The sequence below is a fragment of the Rossellomorea aquimaris genome (assembly GCF_001877785.1).
GTDB lineage: Bacteria > Bacillota > Bacilli > Bacillales > Bacillaceae_B > Rossellomorea > Rossellomorea aquimaris_A.
In genome coordinates, this window is record NZ_MINN01000117.1 from 196,359 (window position 1) to 222,125 (window position 25,767).

A 25,767-nucleotide genomic window follows, 5' to 3' on the forward strand; every position below is an offset into this window, starting at 1 on the left:
TCCTATTCCAACAGTTTTTTCAGGCGTCTGACGGCTTCTTCATTCGATTCCTTTGCATCATCATGACCCTCGTATTCAATGGAAAGGAAGCCCTGGTAGTTTGCGGCCTTCAACCCTTTCACAATGGACGCAAGGTCCACCTGTCCATCACCGGGAACGGTCCCGATCAGTTCTACACCCTGTGTGGACTTGAATCCCTTCAATGATTCAGATGCCTCTTTTTTCCTGAAATCCTTAAAGTGGACATGAACGATTTCTTCCTTCAATCTGTTAAACGCGTGAAGCGGTTCTTCATGCACAAGCAAAAAGTTCCCTGTATCAAAGGTCGAACCCACATAAGGGCTGTTCACCTTCCCGATTATTTCTTTCACCTGTTCACTTTTTCCGGCAAGCAGGCCGTGATTTTCAATGGCAAGATAGACTCCTTCTTCCTCCGCTTTTCCTGCGCACTGTTTCAGTCCTTCCACAATCCAGCTCTGACCGTCTGCGTACGTCAAATCGCCGTGAAGATCGCCGCAGAAAACACGGACGATATTCGTCCCCAGTTTCTTCGCAGTCCCGATGCCTTCCAATACCTTTTCAGTCTCCATCCTGCGGTCTTCTGCAGATTCTTTCACAAAATTATTCGAGACATCATAAGCGGAAACAACAAGACCCTTTTCCTTCAATGCCTGATTGACCCGCTGGATTTCGTTGTCCCTGCCGCCGTCACTCCAGTAAAAATCAAGGAGCTCGACACCATCAAGGGAAATCTCTGCCGCATAGTCGATGAAATCAAATATGGACCAGTTTTCCTTTTTGATCGCTGATGCGAGACTGTACATGCTGACACTGATTTTCATGTGAGGTCCCTCCCTGTTTTATTCAATTGTTTTGCTGTAAAAGCAAGCCTTTTTTCTTCGTGAAATCCGTTCATTTCATGGGTGAACTGGGGATACACTTCGATTTCTTTTTCAACTGAACCCAGATGGTTAAAGGCGGCAAAGACGGTCGAAGGAGGCGTTACATTGTCTTCAAGACCAACGGCCATCAGAGCAGGGCAAGTGATAGAGTCACAGAAATGAAGACTGTCGATATAGCTTAATGTCTTTTTGACCTCATCGGCGGCCGCGCCCTGCGGATCGTTCCATTTAAAGTAATTGACCACTTCCATATAAGGGCCTTGAAGCGCAATGTCCAGTGCCCGCTCGAAGTGGATCATGAACGGCCAGTCTGAAAGCATATAGTCCACCCCATCCCCGAGACCCGCGGCGGCAAGCGCCAGCCCGCCGCCCTGCGAGGAGCCCATCACACCGAACGATGAAGGGGTGACAAGCGCCTCTTGGGACCGTGTCCACTGAAGCTGCAGGATCGCGTCCCGGTACGCATTGGTATAATAGTAGTTTTCGTGATCAAGGATGCCGTTCAGCATCCATCCCGTGATCCGGCTTCCATTCCGGTATCTGGCATAGTCCGGGGAAGACCCCTGGCCCCGGACATCAAATGAATAGACAGCCGCACCGAGCGCTGTCCATTTCAAATAATCCGCCGCCAGTCCGCAGCTTCCCGTGTAACCGTGGAAACAGACGATGACCGGACACTCCTCCACTCCAGCCGGTTTGACGAAGATGCCGTTCAATGGCGTCCCGTCCCAGCTTTCAAACAGGAGATCGCTCACCTCTACTGAAGGAACCGGATACTCGCGCCTCCGAGCCTTAACGTTTGCACGCAAAGACTTCATCTTATCTTTCTCTCCGGCCCAGAATGCTTGGAAATCCGCCGGCCGGCCAGTGAGCTCCGGTTTATATTCACGCAATTGTTCAAGAGGAAAATCCCCGACATTCCTTCCCATATGGCTTCACCCCTCTTCCATGATTAAAACGGCCAGTCAAGTTCAAAACCATCCTCCCTCAATTGCTGCTGAAACTCCTCCAGTAACTCCTGATCTTCACGGACTGCTTTCGGCTCTGAATCCCGCTCGATACAGAAGGCAGCAAGTGCACCGCATGCCTCCCCGATATTCCATTCGACCGGATGCAGCCTGAAGCAGCCGTTTGTAATATGGGTGGTGCCGATGTTTTTGCATCCGGCGAGCAGATTGCCGGCATCTTTAGGGATGAGCGCGCCCATCGGGATATAAAAAGGCTGCGCCTTGATATCAAGATAATTCCTCCCGGCCATGCTCGGGTGGAGATCGATGCTGTAAGACCCGATCCCGACCCGGTCGCTGAACTTCCTGCCGGCCGGTCCTTCATGGAAGTCGGGTGACACATCCTGCTCGACGACCGTATATTCCGCCTTGATCCGCCGGGACTCCCTTATATAAGGAGCCTTTGCCAGCCCGTCTTCCGTCTCGAATAAATCTTTCCGCAGTTTCAGGCCCGGGTACCCTTTTCCGCCGTCCGGCCTCGGGGCTTCGGTCTGAAGCCAATACAGCAGGGAGAGGCTGAGCTGTTTTCCCTGATAGAGATTCTTTTCCTTATCATCCTCCGGCACGTCGTACACATTCCCTAGAAAAAAGTCATTCTGCGGCCAGTTCATCAGTGTGACGTCCCCGCCTGCCGCGTGCAGATCAAACTGACTTCCGTCAAAAATCCTCCTGTACTCCCAGAGCGGGAATCCTTCTTCTTCCCGGAACAGTGTATATTTCCTTTTTTCCTTCGTGATCGGGTGCGGCGCGAAGAAGCTGAGCAGTTTATCCGGCCAGATATCGGGATGAAAGTCCTTCCAGAACGAATACATCGCAGGTTCAGGAATTGTATGGTCCTCACCTTCCCGGTATTCCATCCCGAGGACGTATGTGAACGCCTGGATGTCCGTAGGATCTGCCGTATCCACAGCATGCGGTTCACCGGTCTCTTCCTTTGCCTCCGCGCCGGTCACGTACTCCATTCCGGCAAGAGGGAGGATGTCGCCGGCTTCCGTCGCATCGACAAAGTACCGTGCTTCCACTTCTTTCTCTGTCCCGGATGCTTCATTCACCAGCGTCATTTTCTGCAGTTTGTTCCCTTCCTTCGCCACCGAGACCACCCTCGTATTGCGCAGGATCTGCAGCCGGCCGGTCAGCTGATGAGGGAGGAGCATTTCATTCAAAACATGCAGGGTGACCCTGGGATCGTGGCATATATTGCTCACCAGACCGTTCCCCGGATTCAACTGCTCCTTCTGTTCTTTAAGCTTCAAATTCCTGCGGTACGTATCCCTCACCCGGTTCCGGTAGTCCCGGTACCTTGTCGTACATCCGAATTCCTCGATCCAGCGATGCTCATCCGGCGGTACCCCCTGCGCGGTCACCTGGCCTCCGATCCAATCCGTCTCTTCGGTCATGATCACCTTCAGGCCCCTTGAGCATGCTGCCATTGCCGCTGCGCATCCTCCAAGCCCTCCCCCGGCGATGAGGAGATCCACCTTTTCATGCTCACTCATAGATACACTTCCTTGCCGGTCCGGGCCGATTCGTATACCGCATTGAGCATTTTCATGACCTGAACGCCGTCAGACACAGGGGCGATCGTTTCTTTTCCTTCCAGGCAGCATGAAACAAAATGATCGATTTCGTTATAAAACGCTTTTTCAAAATCGAATTTCAGGTTATCAATCTGCGGGGTGATGTTCAGGATCGTGTCATGCTTCTCCGTCACAATCACCAGTTCCGGCTCGATTTCCGCGCCTCCCTTGTCCCCGAACAGCTTGACGTACAATTCATCCTTTTTCGCCTGCAGCGTGAAGCTCACGTCGACCAGGAGGGATGCTCCGTTTTCAAACCGGATCAGGGCATTCGAAAGATCTTCCACATCGTTATGGGCAGGATCATAATCCGCCGCCTGATAGAATGAAAGATTCTTGATATGGCTTCTGTTGCCAAGCTTCCTGTAGGCATTTCCGCTCACCGATACAGGCTTCGGCTTCCCCATGAAGTACCAGCAGATATCGATCATATGGACGCCGAGATCGATCAGCGGGCCGCCTCCAGATCTCGACAGATCGCTGAACCAGCCGCCTGGATTTCCGAGCCGGCGCAGGCAGGACGTTTTCGCATAGTAGATCTCCCCAAGTTCGCCGTGATCCACGAATTTCTTCAACAGCTTGGCATTGTCCCCGTGACGCCTGACGAACCCGACCTGCAGGACCTTCCCGGATGATTCGACCGCAGCTTCCACCTTCAGCGCTTCTTCGACCGTCATGCACAATGGCTTTTCAACCAGGACATGCTTCCCCGCTTCAAGTGCGGCGATGGCGATTTCTGCGTGCGAATTATTCCAGGTACAGATGCTGACTGCATCGATGTCATCCTGCCCGAGAAGTTCCCTGTAATCACTGTACAATCGTGTGACCCCGTATAATCTTCCTTTTTCTGCAAGACGATCACCGTTCAGGTCACAGAGGGCGGCAAGCTCCGCCTCCCCGCTCGCAAGATACGGCTTTATATGAAATTCTGAAATCGATCCCGTCCCGATAACGCCCACTTTCAACATGTATCCTTTCTCCCTTCGTTGCACTGAATTTCTTTTCCCAATCTCGAAGATTCATAGATTCCCGCCAACAGTTTCAGCACTTCAACTCCATCTTCCCCCTCAACCAGCGGCGCCGCCCCTGTCCGGATGCACTTGATAAAATGTTCGATCTCATCCTTGAATGGGTCATTTTTTTCAAATACAGGCTGGGTCTTACAGAGAAGCCCGTCTTCTTCTGTAAAAATGGAAAGCGGCATCAATGAAGCGCCGCCCTTGTCTCCGAAGATGTCGATCCCGATCCCCTCATCCTGCTCCCCGTTAAGCGCCCAGGAGGTTTCCAGCGAAAGGGCCGCTCCGTTCTCGAAGCGGATCCATGCAGCCCCGAAATCATCCACATCAAAAATCCGGCCGCTGTTCAATTGCTTGTTGCTGGATTCCCAGCTTGATACATAGTCTGTTTCATAGTTTCCGAGTCCAGTGATCGTTTTACCTGTGATGCTCCGGGCTTCCGGTCTGCCGATCAGCCACCACGCCAGGTCCAGCACATGCACCCCGATATCCATCAGGGCCCCGCCGCCTGAGAGCGCCTTGTTAGTGAACCATCCCTTCGGTGTCCCGCGCCGCCTGAAAAGCCTGGCTTTGACATAGTACACATTCCCGAAGGTCCCTTTGGAAGCATGTTTTTTTAAAATCTGCGCATCACGACGAAAACGATGGGGCATTCCGACCATCGTCATCACATTCTTTTCTTTTGCGAACCGTAAATAGTTTTCCACTTCTTTTACGTCCGTCCCGATCGGCTTTTCCATGAATACGTGGATCCCTTTTTCGGCAGCCTTCATCGCAATCGGGATATGGGTCGCATTCGGCGTACAGATCATCACCGCATCGAGCTGAGTCTTCCCGAACATCTCTTCTGCCGTTTTGAAAAATCGGGGGATCCCGTATGTCTGACAGATGTCCCTCGCCCGGACGAGGTCCACATCGGCGACTGCAGCGAGTTTCACGCCCTCTGCAGCCTTCAGATTCGGGATATGGCTGGATTCCGCAATCGAGCCGATCCCGATCAATCCTATATTCATTTCATTCTTCATCTTCATCCCTCCTCAGCTGGAGAAGTTGATTATTTTCGTCAACGCGGCAGACGGCTTATTCATGAGCTCTTCATAGGCTGCCTCCGCTTCCCCTACACTTATTTCCTGCTGAATGAACGGCCTCACATCGATCTGCCCTTCGCTTACAAGCCGGATATACTCACCAAGATTCCTTCCTTCCGTCCAGCGGACAAATCCATAGGGATAGTCGATGGCTTCCGCCTCATAGACTTTATCGTAACGGCCCGGCCCGCCGGCACGCGAAATCAGCAGCTGCGCTTCTTTACTGAACATCAGATTCCTCGGAAAGTCCGGCTCGATATCACCGACGATGACCACCTTCCCTTTGTTCCTGATCCATTCGAGGCTCTGACCGGTAAGCGGCGACTTCTTCCCGCCCGCACATAACAGAACAGCATCCGCTCCCTGCCCGGCCGTGCACCGGTCCAGTTCCGCCTTCATTTCTTCTGCCGTAGTGAATGCTTTGATCCCCCGGTCTTTTTTAATCATTTCCACACGCTCTTCGTGAAGATCATATGTAATCACCCTATACGAAGCAGCGTTCGCAATCTTGGCGATCATCTGTCCGAGGAGCCCCATGCCGACGATGACAACCGTCTCCCCAAACTGCAGCCCCGCCGTCCTTAGTGCGTGGATGGCGATCGCCCCGATCCCGCCGAGCGCCGCTTCCTTCGGCTCTACATTTTCAGGTACCTTTGAGTAAAGCGTCCCCGGCACGAGAAGGGCATCGGCATGCTGGACGTATGGGGCTCCGTAGACCGCGACAAGATCCCCTTTTTTCACATCCGTTATGCCGTCTCCCGCCTCTTCCACCACTCCCATTGCGCTGTATCCGAGCGTAATCGGCGTGTCCTTGCTGTTTTGAAGAATCGTCAACTCTGTGCCGGGTGAGATTGCAGAATACAAGGTTTTGACCAAAATGTAAGAAGGTTTTACCCCCGGCCTCTCCTCCTGTACGATTTCCACCCTTTTATTGCAAACTGTGATTTTCCTCATCTTCATGTTCCTCCCGTTTTCTGTGAACAACATCAGCTGCCCAGCCATTTTGCGAGATTTTCTTCAACAAAATCATCATCATGCAAATGAGGGTAAGCCCTGCGTACGCGGTCGATTTCATCCAGCTGGCCGGGGCTGAGCTCTTCCTTATCGGCCAGACACCACCGCCCCTTCATCAATCCCTGGGCGGCGAGGACCTGGTTGATCCCGGCAATGCTTCCCTTGAAGCCATTCTTTGCATCAAAGAAAGCGCCGTTCGCATCGGTGATTTCCTGAGCGAGGGTAAGCATCGAAGGGGGGACGCAATCGTCCGGCTCCAGCTGTTTGATTTCATGGAATAATTCAACCGCCCGCTTCGTCCACACAGACCAGTGTCCGAGAAGTCCCCCGGCGATCCCCTTCTCCTTCACTTCGCCATTCACATTGAATTTATAGTTCGTCAATAGATCGTTGACGATATTGTCGTCGTTACCGGTGTAGAGGGCGATCTCTTCCTCACGTCCCGAGCGGCAGACCGCCCTGACGACCTCGGCGGTCAGATACCGGTCAAAAGGTGCCAGCTTGATGGCGTGGACATTCGGGATACGTGCGAATGCTTCCCAGAATTCATAGGATAAAATCCTGCCGCCGACTGCAGGCTGCAGATAAAAGCCGAACACCGGGATGATGTCAGCCACCCTTTTCGTCCGATCCAGCAGCTGTTCCTCTGTATGATCCTGCAATCCGCCCATACTGAGCAGCCCCAGATCATACCCGGCATCTCTCGAGAATTCTGCTTCTTCAGCCGCCTGATCAGCCGGTCCGCAGATCCCTGCCACTTTGATGAACGAATCAGGGACACCCGCCCCTTTCATCTCTTCGACGGCAAGCTTCAATACCCTCTGATAAAGATTGAAGCGGGGATCGCGGATTTCAAATTGCGTCGTATGGACCCCGACGGCAAGGCCGCCGACGCCAGAATCGATATAATACCTGGTCAATGCCCGCTGGCTCTTCTCATCCAGCTCCTTATCCCCGGTGATCGCGAGGGGGTGGGCCGGGATGAAGGCACCTTCATGCAATGACTTCTTAACCGATGGATTCAGCATTTAAAATGCCCCTTGCCTTTCTTGGAAATGGGTCGGTTTATTGTACGTATAGCCGTCCCTCTCCACCCAATCCGCTGTCATCTCGATCATCTGCTGCATCGTCACTTTAGGATAGCCGAATAATTTATGGGCCTGTGAAGCATCATTCAGCAGGGCTGTCGGCTGTTCTTCATTGACGAACACCGCCTGTTTTTTGAAGCGTTTGGCAAAGGCTTCTGCAAGCCAGCGGACAGAAATCGTCTCGGGACCCGTCACATTGAGGATTTTTGGCGGGGACTCCGTGTGCAGCAGAGATCTGAGCGCATATTCATTCGCATCCCCCTGCCAGATGACATTGACATTCCCCATCGTCAAATCGATCGGCTGCCCATTGTATACCTGCCTCGCCACTTCAAGCAGGACACCGTACCGCAGGTCGATGGCGTAGTTCAATCTGAAAAACAGCATCGGCGTATCATTTTTATGGGAAAAATAAGTGAGGACGCGTTCACGCCCGAGGCACGACTGTGCATACTCCCCGATCGGGTTGACGGGCTGATCTTCCCCGCAGTGGCTTTTGATCACATCCGTAAGCGGATACACATTGCCCGTTGAAAATGACACGATGCGCGAATCGGGGAACTTCTCAGCGAACCGTCCCGGCAGATAAGCGTTCATGGCCCAGGTGAAATGCTCATTGCCGACCGTCCCGAACTTATTCCCAGCCATGAAGATGATGTTTTTCACCTGCGGCAGCGCCTGGAGATCTTCTTCCTTCAACAAGTCCGCCGAGACCGTATGGATTCCGAATGCATTCAGCTCATTCCTTAAGTCAGGCGTTGAAAATCTTGAAATGCCATACACCTTTTTGCTCACTCCGGCCTTGTCGATCGCCCTTTTTGCCATCTTGGCCAGGGTCGGGCCCATCTTTCCGCCGACGCCGACGATCATGAGATCACCGTCCAGCTTCCTGATATCCTCGACCAGCGCCTGTGAAGGTTCTGTCATAAAAACTTCTAATTCTTGAATCGTTTTCATCAAACCACTCTCCTGAAATGTAAGATTGAACTTTCTGATAATTTCTTATCAACATCTTATGAAGCCGCTTATTAAAAGACAAGTCTTTAAATGGTCTTTAAAGTGGGCGGGCAGAAATATTTTACTTAACTGAATTTTGACAATTCAGACTATTATCTTTATCATTAAATAAAAAGACATGTCTATAAAAGCATGTAATGGGGGGAGCATGTTGAGAAGCAAAAAATCCATTCACGATAACTCTGAAATCAATATCGGAATCATCGGGCCCGAAGAGCTCGTCGCCCAAACGAAAGAGACATTGAAGTCATTCCCTAATTTCAAACCGCATTTCTCAGTCATCAAACCCGGGAGCATCATTGCCGAGGCCGCTAAAGACCTGATGTATGACGTTGACGTACTCATGTTCACCGAGTACCATCTGTACAATCTCGCAAAGCAGTTCCTCGATTTCCCGATCCCGGTCCATCATGTCCCGCTGATGGGGACGGGGTTGTACCGATCCCTCTTCCTGATCAAAAACAGGCACGGACTGAAGAATCTTTCAATTGATACGATCGAAAAGAAATATGTCGAGAAAATACTGGCCGAGCTCGGGGAGGAAAACAGCGAACTATCCGTCTTCCAGAAGCAGTCCAACCCTCCGCTGATCAGTGACATCGTGGGGTTCCACATCGACAATCATGAAAGGCACGGTGCCATCGCCCTGACCGGGATCCAGGAAGTATCCAAACGCCTTGTTGAGCTGAACATCCCTTATGAATGGGTGACCCCGACCCAGCAGGACATGATCGTCTCGCTGGAGAGGGCCCTCCTCGCCACCGAAACGCGGAGGAACAAGGAGTCCCAAATCGTGTTCGGCTTGATCAATGTCGATGACTTTAAAAAAATCACAGAGAAATACCATTCGGAGCACGATGTCCAGCTGCTGAAATTAAACATCCAGCAGATGCTGCTTGATTACATAAAACAACTGGACGGGCATCTCATCAACCTCGGCGGTGAGGAATACTCCTTCATCACGACCCGGGGCATCTTTGAACGGGAAACGCGAGGCTACAAATTCATCCCGCTGCTGCAGGAAACCAACCATGCGATGGGGATCACCCTGAGCATCGGGGTCGGCTTCGGATCGACGGCGGCCGAAGCCGGCAGCCATGCACGGCTCGCTCTCAGGCAGGCCAAGGATTCCGGCGGGGATGTATGCTACATCGTCCGCGAGAACAGAAGCGTCCTCGGTCCCGTCGATATCACGACAAACACCCAGTACGAGCGGTATGATCTCGCCATAACCGATGCAGAACTCCTCGACAGGGCCGAAAAAGCGGGAATGTCCGCCTCCTACATGACCAAATTGATGGCAAGGGTCGAACGATACGGAATTGTCGACTACACGGCACAGGAACTTGCTTCAACCCTCAACATCACGGTCCGGAGCGCCCACCGGATCCTGCTGAAATGGATGGACGCCGAACTTGTCGACATCGTCGGTGAGGAAAAGCTTACCCACAAAGGCCGGCCGCGCCGCATCTACCGCTTGAGTTTTACGATGGATGAAAAGGTTCAGTAAAGCAGAAAGGCTGAGACGGTTGATTCTGAAGCAGCCAGTTTGAGGCTCCAGCCTACGGATCCGGGCAATTGAAAAATAGAATTCGGGAAGCGTCCTGAATTCTATTTTATTTGCCGTGAATCCTATTCAATGTCCACCCTCTCCCCTGAAACCCGGCTTACGCCCGCCGATTCGATGAAACGGATGATTTCAAGTGTTTCACTCAACTTGACCCCCGGGCTGCCGCCTTGGAAAAAACGGATGATTTCTTCCAGAAGACTCGCGTAGAAAGGCTTGGCATCAGCAGCCACATTTACATACTCCGTCCCTTTTTCAAAGTGGACGAGGGCCCCGAACTGCTGGCAGCCGGAGCGGTTCCCTCTGACCGTCCCAATTCTTCCGTCCCTCCACCTTCCGACGATGAGGTCATGGTCATCATTGCAATTTACGGTAACAGCTTCTGTCCCTTCCCCCAGAATCGCGAAGAGCATTTCGACCGCATGGATCCCGTACCAGAAGTAACCCTGACCGGCGATCATATCCATCGGTCCGAAACAGTCAGCACCGATGATCGCACCTTTATCCTTTCTCGACAAAACATCTCTCAATCCCTCTGAAAAACGAAGCGCTGACGTGCTGACGATTGGTGTTGAATAGGTACTTGCCAGTGCAGCCATTTCCTCTGCTTCCGAGGACGAGAGACTGAAGGGCTTATCGATGAAAATCGGCTTTCTGTAAACAATCAGTCTCCTCAGCTGCTCCAAATGAGTACTGCCGTCCACCGATTCAAGCAGGACGGCGTCGGTCCCTTCCGCCGTTTCCTCCAGAGTATCCACGATTTCAACTCCGTGCCTGCGTACTTCCTCAGTGATCCGCCCGATCCTGCTGACACTCAGTTCAAAGTCCGGTGAGCCTCCAGGGAAGGCTTTAATGACCTTCCCTCCGGGTACATGATGCTCCCCGCCTGAATCATTTAATAATCTGGTGAAAACAGAGGCATGGGAGGTATCCAGACCGACCATGCCGATGTTGAGATCTTTCATCTGCCCGACCGCCTTTCCGTGAACTACTTAAGTCCCGACATCTGGATTCCTTCCGTGAAGTAGCGCTGGAAGAATAAGAAAATCAGGAATGTCGGAATGAATGACAGCGTCGAACCGGCCATTTCAATCCCGAAGTTCCCTTCTTTACCGAGAATAGACGCCAGCCCTACCGTCACCGGGAACATTTCTTCCCTCGTCATATAGATCAGCGGCTGGAAAAGATCGTTCCAGTTGGAAATAAACGAGAACGTTCCGACTGTCGCGACAACCGGGATCGACAGCGGCAGAATCACCTTGAAGAAGACTTTGATATCATTCGCCCCGTCGATGCGGGCCGCTTCTTCCAAATCATTCGGGATGCTCTGCAGGAACTGACGGACGAGGAAAACGCCCATGATCCCCCAAAGCTCAGGTATGATCAATGCCCAATACGTATTGATCCAGCCGAAATCCGCGAACATGATATATTTCGGGATGATGAGAAGCTGCTGAGGGATCATGATGACCGCCATGAATATCCAGAAGATGGCCTCGCGCCCCGGGAATTGTTTTTTTGCAAAAATATAACCCAGGATCGCACAGAAGATCATCTGGCTGAAAACAGGGATGATCGTGATGACGACCGAGTTGAAGATCCAGCGGACGAAGAGTCCATTTCCTATCAAATATTTATAGTTGCCAAACGTCGGATCCTCGGGGATCCAGAAGAGCGGATCAAGCAGTGCGTATTGCATTTCTTTAAACGAACCAAGCGCCATGATGACAAACGGCAAGAGAAAACAGAGTGCCAATACCGCCAGCGCTAAATATTTTATGACTTTTCCCATTGTTCACCCTCCTTTACCCTGGGGATTAATAATATTTCGTTTCCTGACCCATGTATTTCCTCTGGATGAGCGAGATGATCAGGATGATAAAGAACAACACGTAGGAGAGAACCGCTGCGTAGCTCAAGTTAAGCCCTCCAAACCCTTGCTGGTACAGATAAAACACGATCGTCGTTGTAGCATAGTTCGGCCCGCCGCCCGTAAGGAGGAAGGTGGAGTCGAAGATCTGGAACGAACCGATCGTGGTGATGATTGCCACATAAAAGTGGATCGGTTTCAACAGCGGGAACGTGATCGACCAGAAAATCCTGAACGGCGTCGCCCCGTCTATCCTGGCTGATTCATACAGCTGCTTATCGATTGACTGCAGTCCGGCAAAATAGTAAATCATCGTGCTTCCGGCCACTTTGAAAATACTGAGGCCCGCAAGGACGATCAGTGCCTGGCCCGAATCGGAAAGAAACAGCTGTGTATCAACACCGAACAGGCTGAGGAGATAGTTCACCATACCTGATTCAGTCCCCCTGAACAGCCATCCCCAGATCCCGGCGATGATGACGAAGGAAGTGACGACAGGCAGGAAGAAAATACCCTTGAAGAATCCTTTCAGCCACACACCTGAATTGATGATCAGGGCAAGGATCAACCCCAGTGCCATCGTAGGGACGATATAGTAAATGGAGAATAAGACCGTATTCCAAATCGCTTTCCAAGCGAGTTTATCCTCGAGGAACCTCATCCAGTGCTTAAGCCCGACAAATTCCGGATCACCGATGACCTTCCAATCCAGAAATGTCAGGACAAAACTGAACGCAAACGGGAAGATCTGAAATATCAGGAAGTGAATCAATGTGGGTATGAGAAAGATGTAGACAATCGCATTCCGGTCCCATTCACGCTTGATCCGGGTTTTCAGAGGCAATTTTTTATTTTTCACTTTCAGTTCACGTTTGACCGTCTCTGTGTTAATCAGTTTCATCACCTTCTTTTATGTAAGTTAGGAAACAGAGAGCACCAATCCGGGAAGGATCAGTACTCTCTGCCTAAAACACTATTGTTTGGCGAGTTCCGCTTTGATTGCTTCTGCAGCTGCATCGGCTGCTTCCTCAGGTGTCTTCTCACCTGCCATCATCGTCTGCACTTCGGCCTGGATACCAGGCATGATGGAGCGTCCGATCGGGTGGATGACACCCGGCTGTGCATATTGTGTATACTCGGAAAGCTGGCTTAGATATTTCTGGTCGTCAAAGATATCCTTCGCTGATTCACGAGCCGGGATATACTGTGTCAGCGTGTTGAATTTACGCTGGTTTTCAGCATTGGTCACGACTTTGATGAACTCTGCTGCCGCATCCGGGTTGTCACTGTTCGATGGAACCACGAACATTCCCGTAGTACCGTATGTGGCCTGTTCCTTGTTTTTAAGCGGCGGAGCGATGACGAAGTCAAGTCCGCTCTTTTGAAGATTTGTCAGTGAAATACCTGATCCTTGAACAGCGAGCATTTTCCCGCCGTTCCATAAGGCATCATGTTCCATCGCCGTAACGGAATCTTCAGGAATCCAGCCTTTTTTATACATATTATTGATGAACTCAAACGCTTCGACGCCTGCTTCGTTGTTGATCTTCACTTCATCATCCTGCGTGATGACTTCCCCGCCTGCCTGCCACAGGAACGGATACAATGTTCCGTTCATAGAACCGCCGCCCTGATAGCTGAGTGCGTAGAACCCTTTGTCTTTAGCCTTTTTAGCCCAGTCAGAGAACTCATCCCAAGTAGCGGGAAGTTTTTCAGGATCTTCACCGATTGCTTTGATGACTTCTTTATTGTAGAAAAGCGTGTACGCTTCCTGAAGAATTGGAAGTCCGTACGTTTTATCCTTCCATTTTGTTGAAAGCAGCGCTGTATCAACAAAATCATCCATATCGTTATCTTTCAAGTAAGGATCCAGCTCTAGAAGCATCCCTTCGTCTGCATATTGAGGCATCTGGTCAGGGATGGCATAAAAGACATCCGGACCGTTGTTGGCAGCGAGTGCCGTCAATACCTTTTGATCCCGGTTTGCCCAAGGAATCGTCTCGATCTTTACATCCACATCAAATTTCTCCTTGTAAGAAGCAACAATTTCATCCCACATCTTTTTCTCTGCATCCGCGTCACCTGTATAAGGATGGACCCAAACCGTGATTTCACCGGAAACTTCCCCGTCCCCTGCTTTTCCTCCTGCCTTTTCATCCTTCGAACTGCAGGCAGCCATCAGGAAAAGTCCCATGACTAATACTAAGAGAAACGTCAATTTCTTTTGCATGAATGATCCCCTCTTCTTATTTATTTTTTGAAACTGTGAACCCCTTTGTTATGACTCTTAAAGATGCTTGCCTTCCGTTAGACACCCCCCTGGTATTCTGAACAGCATTATAGACCGCTGTCATGTCTGCAGCAGCAGTCAATTCCCACTCGTCAAATCTGAATTGTAAAAATATTCATAACCTTTCTTCAAGTCTAATTCGTTTTTTTAAAAGAGACAAGTCTCTTAATTGTCTTTAATAAAAGGTTGTTTTCTAAAAGATTGTTGCTTTTCGTAAATTGTCCAGCAGCCTGTATGTTTCTTTGTGGACGTGCTCTTTTCGAATTCAAGTTTAAACCACAGGTAGAAGGACATCAGAAAACCCTAAGTTCCGGCATTTTCTTGTGTGTAAAGCAACAAAGTATGCGAAAAGAGCTTAATAAAAACAGCCCTTCCCTTTTTAAAAGGATTTTGAATAATGGGAAAAATCGTTGCAATCCTTTCTATCCGTGACGTATAGTAGTTCACAAAAGGGGTGGAAATATGGGAGGATGGGAACGGTTTAATACGATTGTGTACGGGATGCTTAAGCTTGCATACCTCAACCTGCTGTGGGTGTTGTTTACTTTTGCGGGCCTTGTGGCATTCGGTTTTTTCCCTGCCACCGCCGCGCTGTTCACTGTGGTGAGAAAATGGCAGCTCCGTGACGGGACCGGCCCGGTGTTCACGTCGTTTTGGCATACATATAAGAAGGAATTTTTTAAATCGAACGGCTGCGGCCTTATTTTTACAGTGATCGGTTATATCCTTTATTACGACTTCACTTTCATCGGAATGAACAGCGGGAAGCTGACCTTCCTCGTCCCGGTGATCGTGTTGATCCTGATCTGGTATATGATCACCCTCTTCTTTTTCTTTCCGGTTTACGTCCACTTTGACCTGCCGTTCTGGAAGGTCCTGAAGCAGTCATTGCTGATTGCATTGACCTCACCGCTCGAACTGATCCAAATGGCGGCTGCATGCGGCCTTTTATACGGGAGTGTGTCCCTTCTGCCCGGTATCATTCCCCTGTTTAGTGGAAGCGTCCTTGCCTATGCGGTGATGTGGATCGGGCTGCGGGCTTTTGAAAAAGTGGAGAGGAAGAAATTGAACAGTGCAGAAAATAAGACAGCTTGATGATGAGATGGACCGCTTCCGGTTTGGGAGCGGTTTTTTTTTGAGGGGGAAATTATCAAACTGCTCTTTTGAGATTATCGCAACCCCAGCGGTTGATTGGAGTGCAAGACGAAGACTCCTGCGGGAGAAGTTGCCAATCGGAAAAGCGGAAGGGCTTTGAAGAGAGGCGGGTGGCATAAGACGAATTGGCCGGGAAGGCGTTCTTTGCCTTCTTGGTCGATTTGACTTATGACATGTGCCTCTAAGTCCTGCAGCTGGACATGTGAGACCCCGCAGGCAAAGCCGAGGAGGCTCACGGGTCACCCGCGGAAAGCGAAGTCTTGCACGGAAATCAAAAAGCGGTATTGCAACTACTGGCTAAAAGAACGATGGCAGGTCTATTTTCCCATCTAACATTACGACTATTTAAAGACTTGTTTCAGGGGTTCTAAATCTATAAAAATAGGAATAACAGCATGCGGAAGTTTCACAAATGACTAACATACATCACCGAAGAAAGCGCTGACATACATGAGTAAGAAAGGCGGTGTAAAAAGGACCAGGCAATAAAAAGAATACTATTTTCAGAGGAGATGGGAGAATGAAGAATAAAGGAAAATCGTTCTGGATCATCGCTTTGGCATTGATCATGCTGGCCGGCTCCATGTATGTCCCGGCAGGTTCCCCCACAGCCGCGGCAGACAGTAATTTTGCAGACCCGGTCAATCTTGGCCACCATATTGAAAGCGTTGCGGTCTATGATTCTGCTTATGGTGAGGAGGACGGACACGACGTCATGTACACGACCGTTTCAGGAAGCCCGGCCATTTTCCAGGTAATTGACCTGGAATCGAAGGAAGTGCTGAGATCCTATCCGCTTGAAGGGACGGGTGCCGTGTGGACACATATCACCGTTCCGAATGGCAATGTGTACATCGGAGGAAACGGACATCTGTACGAGTACTCCCCCGGGACACAGGAAGTGAAAGACCTTGGCGGGATCGGGGAAAGCGTGGTGTACGGCTTATCCTATGATGAAGATGGCCGCGTTTACTTCGGATCTTTCCCGAACGCGAAAGCCGGGATGTATGACCCGAGTACAGGCGAAATGAGGGATTACGGAACAGTCGCACCCGGTCAAAGTTACACGCGCTCAACCGCTTACCACGATGGATTCCTTTATCTTGGTGTCGGTGTCGACAACCGTATGGTGAAACTTGATGTGGAAACAGGCGAATATGAGTCGATCCCTGTTCCGGACCACGTCATCCAGGGATCAAGCGTATGGCAGATGGATGCGTTCGGCGACTATATTGTAGCAGGAGTCGGCGGCGGTGATAATTCGCTTCTCTTCTATAATACAATTACGAATGAATGGGAAGATACTTACTATGAAAATAATAAAGGGCTCCGGCTTATCCAGGGGCTTCCTGGAAGCAATAAGGCTTACTTCCTGCAGAACGGGCGAATCATGGAAATCGACCACGAAACCCTTGCCGCAAGTGATACAGGTGTCAGGTTCGGCACATTCATCCGCAACACTGGCTGGGTGGAACTGGAAGGTGACCCGGATTTCCCGGGATACTCACTCGTGACTGTCCAATTTGCCGGACAAGTCACATACATGAATCTTGAGACGAAAAAAGTAAAAACCATTCAACTTCCGGTGGTCGGAAATCCGATTCCGATCCAGACCCTTGAAAACGGACCGGACGGGAATTTATATATGAGCGGCTACCCGGGCGGAAAGGGTGCGGTTTACCGTCCTGATTCCGGTACTTCTGAAATGTTCACGCTCGGACAGGCGGAAGGAATGGCGGCAATCGGGGATAAGATGTATTTCGGGGTTTACCCCGGAGCGATCATCTACGAACTTGATACCACCAAGGAAGTACTGGACAGACAGCAAATCTATGATATCCCCCATCAGGACAGACCGTTCGAAATGGAGCCTGTGAATGATAAGCTCTATATCGGCACGATCCCTGATTACGGAAAACTTGGCGGGTCATTGACGATCCTTGATCCCGCTGATCCTGACAATGCCCAGGTTTTCGAAAACGTCATCCACAACCAGGCGATTGTCGCACTTGCTGAAAAAGGAGACAAGTTGTACGGTTCGACCACGATAGCAGGCGGTCTTGGAATTGACCCGACAGAAGAAGCTGCAAAAGTCTTTGTGTGGGACCTTGAAAGCAATGAGAAGATCACTGAATTCGTCCCTGACATCCCCGGTCTCGATTACGATCCGCGAATGATCAGCGGAATGAGTGAAGGTCCGGACGGCCTGTTATGGTCGGCAGCCGACGGAACGATCTTCGCCATGGATCCCGAGACGCTGGAAGTAGTAAAAAGCAGGACCATCTATGAAGATGTGAAACATTACGGCAGATGGCGCCCGATCCACATCCGCTGGGATGACAACGATATGATGTACACGACGCTTGCCGGAAAACTGACGGCCATCGATCCGGATACACTGCATTATAAAACGCTTGGTTCGACAGAGCTTATGACTGTCGGCATCGACGGCGACATTTATTATGCGGATGGAACGGACTTGATGAAGATCGAGGTGCTGGAAAATACGTTGGAATCCGCAATGGACTTGATTTCTGAAGAAGCGGCGGACGGAAATATCAGCCACCCTGTCCATAAACAGCTGATCAACTCACTGAAGCAGGCGGCCCATCATCGCGATAAGGGTGATTTGGATCAGGCACGGAAATTCGTTGATAAAGCATTGGGACACTTGAAGAAAGCAAAGGGTGAAGATGTGGCGAATGATTTGGAGGTTAAACTGGCTCTTAAGACGATAGAGTTGTAGTTTTGAAAAAACCCGGTTCGGTGCGGGGCACCGAACCGGGTTTTTGATGGTATGGGATTGAGGCGGCGGGGATTTGGTAGTCCTCCAACCATTTTCAAGTTTTTTTCAGGAGAAGGGATATATCACCAAGAATATGAAGGTTTTCTACGGGGATGGGGGCGATACCAACAATTCCTAAGCGTTTGCCAACAAAAATAGGGATTTACCAACAAATTCTGAGCGTTTGCCAACAATTTTTCAGATTTACCAACAAAAAAAGGTAGGATACCGACAATTCGACAAAAATCGACGACCCTTCTGCGCTCCAGCAGCCAAACACCAACCCTGCAGCCGCCCCTATACCCAGAAAAGCAACTCACAATCCTCACCCCCGCCCAAACGTACTCCTCATCCGCTCTTCCGGATCATCCTCCACACTCTCATCCCATTCCAGGACCTGACCCGCTTTCAGCAATACATCTCTCAACTCCCCGTATCCCACATCCTGAACCGATGACCCTTTTTCAAAAGCAAGGCTCACCGCAGCCCCCGCAGACTGCCCGATGATCATGAACACCGGTTCCATCCGGATGGATCCAAAGGCAATATGAGAACTCGATAAACAGACAGGCACCAGCAGATTTGTGCATTCTTCCGCTTTCGGACGGATCGAGCGCAAAGAAATCGGATAAGGCGAAATCGGGATTTCGACGTCCCCTTCATTGACGCAGGCGCCGTCGATGACGACCCGCCTGCAGTGATGGGAATCCATCTGATAGGATGCGAGACCGATTGACTCCCCTGCGGTTGTCTGACCCAGACAATTCCGGTCGGTCATCACATAGTCCGAGATCATCCTCCTGCCTTCCCGGATATACAATTGATGCGGCCAGTGGCCGGTTTCCATGAATTCATCCGCCGGGAGCCCCCATTCGGACACTTCGTTACGGATCGCATCAGGTACCCTTACATCGTGACTCAAGAAATACAGCATGCCGAGATTATAATTGAAGTGCTCCTGGAAGATTTCTTCCCTCTTTTCAAAACTTCCATCCGGCCAGTCGTAATTCCCACCGATAAAATCAGTGGAGACCGCCCCGTAATTATTGAGGTCCGTTTTTCCATTTGGCAGCATGGTGTGGAGATTCAGCGCGTCCCATACACCCGCTTGTATGTAACGGAGCAGCAAGGCATAACGGTCCCCTTCATAAAAAGGTGGCTTCGGGAACGGAATGCGGTTTTCAGGCTCTTTTGTCAAACAGATGCGGAAGTTATACGCCTGTATCCGGTGATCGCCTTCACCCTGGACCTCAGACCCGGCAGCAACCTCCTCCACGCCAGGCAAAAGACCGCTCCCCCTGTCGCCTGCCGTCACATAGGGATCGACACGCAGCTCAAATTTATGATGAGGTTCCCCGAACCGGATCCCGTTATAGGTCTCGCCGTACTCAGTATTCGGCTCGCGGCCCACCGCATAGGAAACCCCCGCCTTGGCCATAAGGTCCCCTTCATAGCCCGCGTCCACGAAAAAGCTTCCTTCAAAGATACAGCCATTTTCCATGATGATCCTCTTAATCTTCTTATCTTCCTTCTCTACTTTTGCAGGGTGCTGATTGCAGTAGACTGGAATATGATAGTCAGCAAGCCACTTTTTAAAAACCGCAGCCGCTGCTTTAGGCTCAAAGGTCCACTGCTCTTCTTGTCCGTAATAGTCTCCGATTCTCTTATAAAACTCCCTGGACAAGCCTTCGATCGCTTCTTTGGCTCCGAAATCCGTCGCACCCAGTCCGCTTGCCGTAATCCCGCCGATATGACGGCTGAATTCGGAGATGGCGACTGACAGTCCCATCTTCTTTGCCTGGATGGCGCATGTGATGCCTGCAGGGGTTGCGCCGTAAACAATTAAATCTTCCTTTACTGTAAAAGGCTGAGCCATTTTTTCAGCAGGTTCATAGTATTTCAGTTTATTATAGTCCATCAGCGGCTCCTTCCAGCCAGCCGCACTTAGAAGCAGCGGCAGATTTTTTCAGGAAATCAAAGTAGATCAACAGCATTTCCTCAGTGGAAAAAGAACCGAAGTTGTCCTTGGTTTGAATGGCGAGCAGCCGGTCATCGACGGCAGGCGTTTGGTTTTCAAGAAAATCAATGACTTCATCCAGGAAGCGCATGATTTCCCGGCCATCTTCACGGCTTTTCACTTTTTCCGGATCCACGACCCGCGCCGGGAACAACGGGACATTCCAAACGGTGTGCCTGGCGATGATTTTTTCCAATTTCAATAAAGTTGAAAAATGTTCCTCTCCAAGGAAAGAACGATAGTCGCCGGCCAGCGCGCTGTACTCCTTGCCCCAGCTCAAGCCCGCAAACATGTAATTGTTCAGCTGGTGAATCCATTTCCAAGGATAATCAGCCAGCCGTTCAGACTTCAGGTGGCAGGGTACGATCAAATTCAGGATTCCGTCCACCTGGAGTTTCTTATAGTCGTCCATATCTTCCTTCATCCTGTTCAGGAGCGGAGGAAAAAGTTCACTCAGCATGAAATGGTCACTGTAGTATTCAAGCACGGTAAAGGATCTGCCGTTTTTCATGGTCTCCGCCCTCCAATCCTTGAGGCTGGCTGCTGCCCGCGCCTGCCCGCCGCCCCGATGATGGAGGGAGCGGGAATAATCCCTGCCCCAATATGCGTACAACACATCCGCTTCCCCGGAGGCTTCGGTCCCCCCGGAGCGTTCAAGCATATTCCATTCCAGACCCGCGTTATACACGATGTGTTCCACTTGAACGTTCAATTTCCCCAATGCTTCCTTCAGCTTCTCCGTGAAGGCTATGTAAGCCGGCATAAAAGCAGCGTTCTCTTCTTTCCCGATCCCCACGTCTTCCGGCCACAATGAGACCCTGGTAACGACCGGCGATTCCCGGCAGATATCCTTAATCCGCTTTATAACCCGATCCTGCAGACCGATGTCTTTAAGGAAATGAAGGGCCTGGTGTCCTTTTTCTTCTATTAAGAAAGAAAGGCTGTGGCCGCCGAGCGTGACATTCATACTGCGTTTGGCCAGTTCCCCTTCGACATATTTTTTTATTTTATCCCAAAGGAAAAAGGTGAAGAAAAATTCATTCAGCCCGTTTTTGACTCCCCAGTCGATCAGGCGGTTTATGTATATGGGATCATTGACCGTTTCAATGACATTGCCGCGTCTTTTAAATAAGGGTTCTTCCTGACAAGCGGTATTTTTTGCAGATGGATGCTGTCTTTTTTCTGACAGATGAACCCAGCTATATCCGAGTTTTTTCGCGCAAAAATCATACACGCCGTATAACAATGAACGTTCTTCTTTTCCGATGATCGACACATGCTTTTCGTCTTCGATAACCGCGAACCCGTCATTTTTCAAGGACAACTGATCGGCACACCATCCGGATGTGTTGTAGTCTTTTTCGAGCATTAAATTTATGACTTCCAGTTCTGGACCCGGAGGACCGTTCCTCTTTATAGCGGCCTCAATTCCCGCACCCCTGAACAGCCTCCTTAGCTCCTCCACCGCAAAAAGAGTGGTGACGTGGTCATTAAAATATACGATTTCCTTCATCACAGCATACTCCCCTCCATCCTATACCTACCTCTAACCATATCCCTTACCTCACGTCCATAAAATGACTTTAAAGGGACAGGGGGACAGGTTCATTGTCCCAGCGTGCTGGGACAATGAACCTGTCCCCCTGTCCCAAAAAAATTTCAAAAAAAGTAAACATTTCCATTTAATTTCCGTTATAATGGAAGTAGATTGTGTCAGTTTTTATAATATTTTGTCACTTCACATTCATATTTACAGCTAAATCGGAGGATATCTCATGGTCTTTGACGGAATTTTGATTGCCATCATCATTGGTTTCATTCGCGGGGGAAGCCTGAAAGGGTTTGCCGATCTCACTTTTAAGAAGGGGTGGGTCTTCCCTCTATTGCTCTTATTCCAAATCGTCATTTTTTATTTTCAAAATAAGATAGAGTGGGTCGGGCAGATTAGTAATCTCTCATTTATGGCGGTGTATGTCGTCGGACTCTACTTTTTATTGGCGAATCGCCATCACCCTCAGTTCATCACGATTTTCATCGGGGTGCTGCTGAACTTTATTGTCATGGCCGTAAATGGAGGAAGAATGCCGGTATCCCTCGAAGCAGCGTCTGTCATTGATCCTTATTATCTGGAAGCAACGAAGAATGCCCTCTACGCGAAACACACGTTGGTAACCGAATCTACCAATCTGGCTTTTCTCGGTGATATCATCCCTCTGTCCGCCCCTTATCCAAGGGAGCAGGCCATCAGCATCGGGGATGTCGTCATGAACATAGGGGCCTATCTTTTCATCCAATCTGTGATGGTCCGAAAGAAGGATAAACTTCTATCAACCACTACTTAATTTAAAGGAGGTGAGTTATAATGAAAAATAAAGCTAAAGCGGCCGTTATTAACCTTATTATCGTTGGTTCTGCAATCGTAGCCCTGACTTCAGGATGGAAGTTCTGGGAATTTTAAAAAATAACATTAAGGCCGTCCCATTGATACATAACATTCATGATGGGCCGGCCCTTATTCTTTTCGAGAGAGTGATAAAGATGTCTTTGAAACCACAAAACGTTTACATTGCGTTCATTTGTCTATTTGGAACGGGATTGTTTGCCTATCATCTTCCCCCGAGTCTGGGAACGGAGGATCTATCAAACTGGGTGATCATCTACACATTAGTAGGTTCCATCCTGCTGTTAAACCACTTCAACATCATCATCCCCTTATCCGGCAATACATTGTCCATGGATTCCTCTATCTACTTAGCAGGTCTTTTTTTGTTTGGATTGAAAATCCCCCTGCTCACACTCGCACTCAGCGGGCTTGTTTTTCTTTTTATCCAATTCAAGCTTGCCTGGTGGAAACATCTCTTTAACTTTGCCAATTATTCTCTCATGCTGATTTCCACTTACTACGTTTTCATTTTAACGGGAGGAACCGTGGGAGCAACTGATTTCTCGAATATCCTCCCTTATATGGCTTCATTGACCGTGTACTTTTTCTTTAACGTCGTCATCATGTGGTTTTATTTTTATCTGGCCAGGAGACCTTCGCTGAAGACGATCCTGAGGGAAGCCACGCAAAAACAGATACTCTCTGAAGTATTCGCAAGTTACGTAAGCACCCTTGTTCTGTCACTCGTGCTGACCATCTTGCTCAGCCAGGAGCCTATTTTCGGCATCTTTCTATTCATCATCCTGGCCGTCATGCTTTCGTTTGCATTCAGGAATTTTTTCAACTTATACAAAGAAGAAGAAGCGAAGGCAAAAATGGATTTCCTTACGGGGTTATATAATCATGGCTACTTCAAGCTGCGTTTGGATGAACTTTTATCCGAGAATAGAGGCAGATCATTTTGTGTGGCCCTGCTGGACCTTGACGATTTCAAAAAATTCAATGATGCGAACGGTCACGTGAAAGGAGACGAACTGCTGAAATTCTTCGGTAAGTTCATGAACGAAAAGACCAGGGATCTCCCTTGTATCGCTGCCCGATATGGAGGAGAGGAGTTTGGCATCATCCTGCCCGATACTTCAAAGAGGGAAGCACTCTCCTTTTTGAATAAGGTACGGAAAGAACTGAATAATACCTATTTTCCAGGAACCGAAGTCTCCCCTCTCGGCTGCATCTCCTTCTCTGGGGGGATCGTCGAATTTGAAAAAGGAACATACAGCTCTGCTGAACTACTGTCAAAAGCGGACAAGGCCCTGTATTTTGCAAAAGCACAGGGGAAGAACAATATACAAGTTTATAAGGAAGATCATCATTATCAGCAGGAATTTCAGTACGCTGAAGAAATCGATGCGCTGGAACAACAGCTGCAGATTTTTCTATCCAAAGATATTTACACGTATCAGCACAGTAAACGGGTTTACTCGTATGCCGTTGAAATGAGTGAGCGGCTGAATCTCAGCAGTGAAGAAAAGCGGACGCTGATTCTCGGAGCGTTGATCCATGATATCGGCAAGCTGGAAATACCGCGGGATGTCATCAATAAGAAGGGGAAACTTGATGCACACGAGTGGGAAATGATGAAGAAACACGTGATTTATGGAAAAGAAATCATCGCCTCGATCAAGAAGTATGATGAACTGCTGCCGTTGATCGAGCTTCACCACGAACGGTATGACGGCAAGGGGTACCCTTACGGCCTAAAAGAAAACAACATTCCGAAACTGGCCCGGATCCTCTGTGTCATCGATTCGTTCGATGCGATGACAACAGAAAGGCCGTATCAGAAAACAAAATCATTCTCAGAAGCCATCAAGGAACTTCGCGAATGCGCCGGTAAACAATTCGACGCCCAATACGTGGAACCCTTCATCCACATGATCGAGGAAAACTACCAGGACAAACTTGATATCGAAAGAGCCGTGTAGAAGGGCGGGACAGGGGGACAGGTTCATTGTCCCAGCAGACGCTGGGACAACGAACCTGTCCCCTAGTCCCTCTGCATAAAATGATAAACGGCCCCGATCATTCCCGAATGGTTCTGGTGGCTTGCGAGTACAAGTTCGGTTCGGTTATAGAAATCTTCATTTGTATACTTTTTCACCTCTTCTTTGATCTCTTTGAGGAACAATTCACCCCTCAACACAATCCCTCCCCCGATTACTACTTTTTCAGGGTCGAATATGCAGATGAGGTTGGATATTCCGACGGCTAGATGTTTATAGAACTTAGCGACGGCTTTTTTGATCTCGGGATCTCCCTGGTCATATGCGTCAAAAATCCCCTTTCCAGTCCACTCCCGTTCACCCTTGTATTCCTTGGCCATCCTTATGAGGCCCGGGAAGGAAGCGACTTTCTCAAACTGCTCCCCTTCAATTCTCATATACCCCCACTCCCCCGCGCTGAAAGAGTGGCCGGTGTGAAGCTCACCATTTATGATGATCCCCCCGCCTATTCCAGTCCCGACTGTCAGCATGATGAAGCTTGAGGCCCCGTGGTTGCCGAGCCAGTGCTCGCATAGAGCCGCGCAGTCCGCGTCATTTCTCGCTTCGACGGGAAGGTTCAATTCTTCGGAGATCAGCTTCTTCAATTCCATTCCCTTATACCCAGGGATATTGTTGCTTGCCCCAAGGATGATTCCTTTATCCGCATCCACCCTGCCGGCAGTGCTGATGGCCACCCCTTTAACCCTGTACTCCTTAAGCAATTCCCGGCTGAGGCGGATCAGCTTCTGGACGATCGCAGTACCGCCCAATTGCGCCTCCGTATCTGTAAGGAAACTGGCTGCCACACTCCCGTCCTCCCTCACAATCCCATACTTAATATGAGTACCTCCGATATCAAAGGCAATATACTGCTTCATAGAATTCCTCCTTTGCGGGACGGTGGGACAGGTACCTTGTCCCACCCCTTATTTGGTTTTGGGACAAGGTA

At 49.8% G+C, this 25,767-nt stretch carries 20 protein-coding genes; 5 read left to right on the top strand and 15 right to left on the bottom strand.

Features of this window, described 5'->3' with window-relative positions:
- Positions 1-2 precede the first annotated feature (2 nt).
- Genes BHE18_RS17620 through BHE18_RS17655 form a run of 8 tightly spaced genes read right to left on the bottom strand, consistent with a single transcriptional unit; the run spans position 3 to position 8,649 of the window.
- Positions 3-842, bottom strand: a complete 840-nt coding sequence (locus BHE18_RS17620; protein ID WP_071619823.1) for a sugar phosphate isomerase/epimerase family protein — start codon at positions 840-842, stop codon at positions 3-5.
- On the bottom strand, positions 839-1,831 hold the full coding sequence (locus BHE18_RS17625) for an acetylxylan esterase (RefSeq protein WP_071619824.1): 993 nt from the start codon (positions 1,829-1,831) through the stop codon (positions 839-841). The genes BHE18_RS17620 and BHE18_RS17625 overlap by 4 nt, the downstream gene beginning before the upstream one ends.
- Positions 1,832-1,854: 23 nt before the next feature.
- A complete protein-coding gene (locus BHE18_RS17630) occupies positions 1,855-3,405 on the bottom strand; it encodes an FAD-dependent oxidoreductase (protein WP_071619825.1) in 1,551 nt (516 codons plus the stop codon).
- Positions 3,402-4,454 (bottom strand): Gfo/Idh/MocA family protein, encoded by a 1,053-nt coding sequence (locus tag BHE18_RS17635; RefSeq protein WP_071619826.1) that lies wholly within the window; start codon positions 4,452-4,454, stop codon positions 3,402-3,404. Before BHE18_RS17635 ends, BHE18_RS17630 begins: the two co-directional genes overlap by 4 nt.
- Complete coding sequence (locus tag BHE18_RS17640; protein ID WP_083573863.1) at positions 4,448-5,527, bottom strand: Gfo/Idh/MocA family protein; 1,080 nt, start codon at positions 5,525-5,527, stop codon at positions 4,448-4,450. The genes BHE18_RS17635 and BHE18_RS17640 overlap by 7 nt, the downstream gene beginning before the upstream one ends.
- Before the next feature lie 12 nt (positions 5,528-5,539).
- The gene (locus BHE18_RS17645) at positions 5,540-6,544 is read right to left on the bottom strand and encodes a zinc-dependent alcohol dehydrogenase (RefSeq protein WP_071619952.1); all 1,005 of its coding nucleotides are present in this window, start codon (positions 6,542-6,544) and stop codon (positions 5,540-5,542) included.
- A gap of 32 nt (positions 6,545-6,576) precedes the next feature.
- On the bottom strand, positions 6,577-7,632 hold the full coding sequence (locus tag BHE18_RS17650) for a dihydrodipicolinate synthase family protein (RefSeq protein ID WP_171910742.1): 1,056 nt from the start codon (positions 7,630-7,632) through the stop codon (positions 6,577-6,579).
- Positions 7,633-8,649, bottom strand: coding sequence for an NAD-dependent epimerase/dehydratase family protein (locus BHE18_RS17655; RefSeq protein ID WP_071619827.1), 1,017 nt, complete (start codon positions 8,647-8,649; stop codon positions 7,633-7,635).
- A 208-nt stretch (positions 8,650-8,857) separates the two neighbouring features.
- Here BHE18_RS17655 and BHE18_RS17660 point away from each other — a divergent pair, with 208 nt between their 5' ends.
- Positions 8,858-10,219 carry a hypothetical protein gene (locus BHE18_RS17660; protein WP_071619828.1) on the top strand — a complete coding sequence of 454 codons (1,362 nt, stop codon included), beginning with the start codon at positions 8,858-8,860 and terminating at the stop codon, positions 10,217-10,219.
- 122 nt (positions 10,220-10,341) lie between these two features.
- On the opposite strand, the gene BHE18_RS17665 is transcribed toward BHE18_RS17660, so the two are convergent.
- The 4 genes from BHE18_RS17665 to BHE18_RS17680 form a co-directional block, all read right to left on the bottom strand.
- On the bottom strand, positions 10,342-11,241 hold the full coding sequence (locus BHE18_RS17665) for a Gfo/Idh/MocA family protein (protein ID WP_071619829.1): 900 nt from the start codon (positions 11,239-11,241) through the stop codon (positions 10,342-10,344).
- Between the two features lie 23 nt (positions 11,242-11,264).
- Positions 11,265-12,068 (bottom strand): carbohydrate ABC transporter permease, encoded by an 804-nt coding sequence (locus tag BHE18_RS17670; protein WP_071619830.1) that lies wholly within the window; start codon positions 12,066-12,068, stop codon positions 11,265-11,267.
- Between the two features lie 25 nt (positions 12,069-12,093).
- Positions 12,094-13,047: a carbohydrate ABC transporter permease gene (locus BHE18_RS17675; protein WP_083573865.1), complete on the bottom strand. Its 954-nt coding sequence runs from the start codon at positions 13,045-13,047 to the stop codon at positions 12,094-12,096.
- A 72-nt stretch (positions 13,048-13,119) separates the two neighbouring features.
- A complete protein-coding gene (locus BHE18_RS17680; protein WP_071619831.1) occupies positions 13,120-14,376 on the bottom strand; it encodes a sugar ABC transporter substrate-binding protein in 1,257 nt (418 codons plus the stop codon).
- A gap of 522 nt (positions 14,377-14,898) precedes the next feature.
- Between BHE18_RS17680 and BHE18_RS17685 the strand changes: the two genes are divergently transcribed.
- Both BHE18_RS17685 and BHE18_RS17695 read left to right on the top strand, forming a co-directional pair.
- Positions 14,899-15,531: a YesL family protein gene (locus BHE18_RS17685; RefSeq protein WP_071619832.1), complete on the top strand. Its 633-nt coding sequence runs from the start codon at positions 14,899-14,901 to the stop codon at positions 15,529-15,531.
- Between the two features lie 580 nt (positions 15,532-16,111).
- Positions 16,112-18,337 (top strand): FIMAH domain-containing protein, encoded by a 2,226-nt coding sequence (locus BHE18_RS17695; RefSeq protein WP_071619834.1) that lies wholly within the window; start codon positions 16,112-16,114, stop codon positions 18,335-18,337.
- Positions 18,338-18,701: 364 nt separating this feature from the next.
- Here the strand turns inward: BHE18_RS17695 and BHE18_RS17700 are convergent, their stop codons facing one another.
- Both BHE18_RS17700 and BHE18_RS17705 read right to left on the bottom strand, forming a co-directional pair.
- Positions 18,702-20,294, bottom strand: a complete 1,593-nt coding sequence (locus tag BHE18_RS17700) for an FAD-dependent oxidoreductase (protein WP_071619835.1) — start codon at positions 20,292-20,294, stop codon at positions 18,702-18,704.
- Positions 20,284-21,906 (bottom strand): alpha-glucuronidase family glycosyl hydrolase, encoded by a 1,623-nt coding sequence (locus BHE18_RS17705; RefSeq protein WP_071619836.1) that lies wholly within the window; start codon positions 21,904-21,906, stop codon positions 20,284-20,286. Before BHE18_RS17705 ends, BHE18_RS17700 begins: the two co-directional genes overlap by 11 nt.
- 262 nt (positions 21,907-22,168) lie before the next feature.
- On the opposite strand from BHE18_RS17705, the gene BHE18_RS17710 reads away from it, so the two are divergent.
- Both BHE18_RS17710 and BHE18_RS17715 read left to right on the top strand, forming a co-directional pair.
- Positions 22,169-22,735 (top strand): DUF5317 domain-containing protein, encoded by a 567-nt coding sequence (locus BHE18_RS17710; RefSeq protein WP_071619837.1) that lies wholly within the window; start codon positions 22,169-22,171, stop codon positions 22,733-22,735.
- A 196-nt stretch (positions 22,736-22,931) separates the two neighbouring features.
- A complete protein-coding gene (locus BHE18_RS17715; protein WP_071619838.1) occupies positions 22,932-24,761 on the top strand; it encodes a bifunctional diguanylate cyclase/phosphohydrolase in 1,830 nt (609 codons plus the stop codon).
- 62 nt (positions 24,762-24,823) lie between these two features.
- Here BHE18_RS17715 and BHE18_RS17720 read toward each other — a convergent pair whose 3' ends face one another.
- A complete protein-coding gene (locus tag BHE18_RS17720; RefSeq protein WP_071619839.1) occupies positions 24,824-25,696 on the bottom strand; it encodes an ROK family protein in 873 nt (290 codons plus the stop codon).
- Between the last annotated feature and the right edge of the window lie 71 nt (positions 25,697-25,767).

Coding starts and splice junctions, on each gene's coding strand:
- BHE18_RS17640 (WP_083573863.1), bottom strand. CDS start 5,527: ATGAAGAATGAAATGAATATAGGATTGATCGGGATCGGCTCGATTGCG.
- BHE18_RS17630 (WP_071619825.1), bottom strand. CDS start 3,405: ATGAGTGAGCATGAAAAGGTGGATCTCCTCATCGCCGGGGGAGGGCTT.
- BHE18_RS17715 (WP_071619838.1), top strand. CDS start 22,932: ATGTCTTTGAAACCACAAAACGTTTACATTGCGTTCATTTGTCTATTT.
- BHE18_RS17655 (WP_071619827.1), bottom strand. CDS start 8,649: ATGAAAACGATTCAAGAATTAGAAGTTTTTATGACAGAACCTTCACAG.
- BHE18_RS17675 (WP_083573865.1), bottom strand. CDS start 13,047: ATGAAACTGATTAACACAGAGACGGTCAAACGTGAACTGAAAGTGAAA.
- BHE18_RS17695 (WP_071619834.1), top strand. CDS start 16,112: ATGAAGAATAAAGGAAAATCGTTCTGGATCATCGCTTTGGCATTGATC.
- BHE18_RS17635 (WP_071619826.1), bottom strand. CDS start 4,454: ATGTTGAAAGTGGGCGTTATCGGGACGGGATCGATTTCAGAATTTCAT.
- BHE18_RS17685 (WP_071619832.1), top strand. CDS start 14,899: ATGGGAGGATGGGAACGGTTTAATACGATTGTGTACGGGATGCTTAAG.
- BHE18_RS17705 (WP_071619836.1), bottom strand. CDS start 21,906: ATGAAGGAAATCGTATATTTTAATGACCACGTCACCACTCTTTTTGCG.
- BHE18_RS17700 (WP_071619835.1), bottom strand. CDS start 20,294: ATGGACTATAATAAACTGAAATACTATGAACCTGCTGAAAAAATGGCT.
- BHE18_RS17680 (WP_071619831.1), bottom strand. CDS start 14,376: ATGCAAAAGAAATTGACGTTTCTCTTAGTATTAGTCATGGGACTTTTC.
- BHE18_RS17650 (WP_171910742.1), bottom strand. CDS start 7,632: ATGCTGAATCCATCGGTTAAGAAGTCATTGCATGAAGGTGCCTTCATC.
- BHE18_RS17625 (WP_071619824.1), bottom strand. CDS start 1,831: ATGGGAAGGAATGTCGGGGATTTTCCTCTTGAACAATTGCGTGAATAT.
- BHE18_RS17660 (WP_071619828.1), top strand. CDS start 8,858: ATGTTGAGAAGCAAAAAATCCATTCACGATAACTCTGAAATCAATATC.
- BHE18_RS17645 (WP_071619952.1), bottom strand. CDS start 6,544: ATGAGGAAAATCACAGTTTGCAATAAAAGGGTGGAAATCGTACAGGAG.
- BHE18_RS17665 (WP_071619829.1), bottom strand. CDS start 11,241: ATGAAAGATCTCAACATCGGCATGGTCGGTCTGGATACCTCCCATGCC.
- BHE18_RS17620 (WP_071619823.1), bottom strand. CDS start 842: ATGAAAATCAGTGTCAGCATGTACAGTCTCGCATCAGCGATCAAAAAG.
- BHE18_RS17720 (WP_071619839.1), bottom strand. CDS start 25,696: ATGAAGCAGTATATTGCCTTTGATATCGGAGGTACTCATATTAAGTAT.
- BHE18_RS17710 (WP_071619837.1), top strand. CDS start 22,169: ATGGTCTTTGACGGAATTTTGATTGCCATCATCATTGGTTTCATTCGC.
- BHE18_RS17670 (WP_071619830.1), bottom strand. CDS start 12,068: ATGGGAAAAGTCATAAAATATTTAGCGCTGGCGGTATTGGCACTCTGT.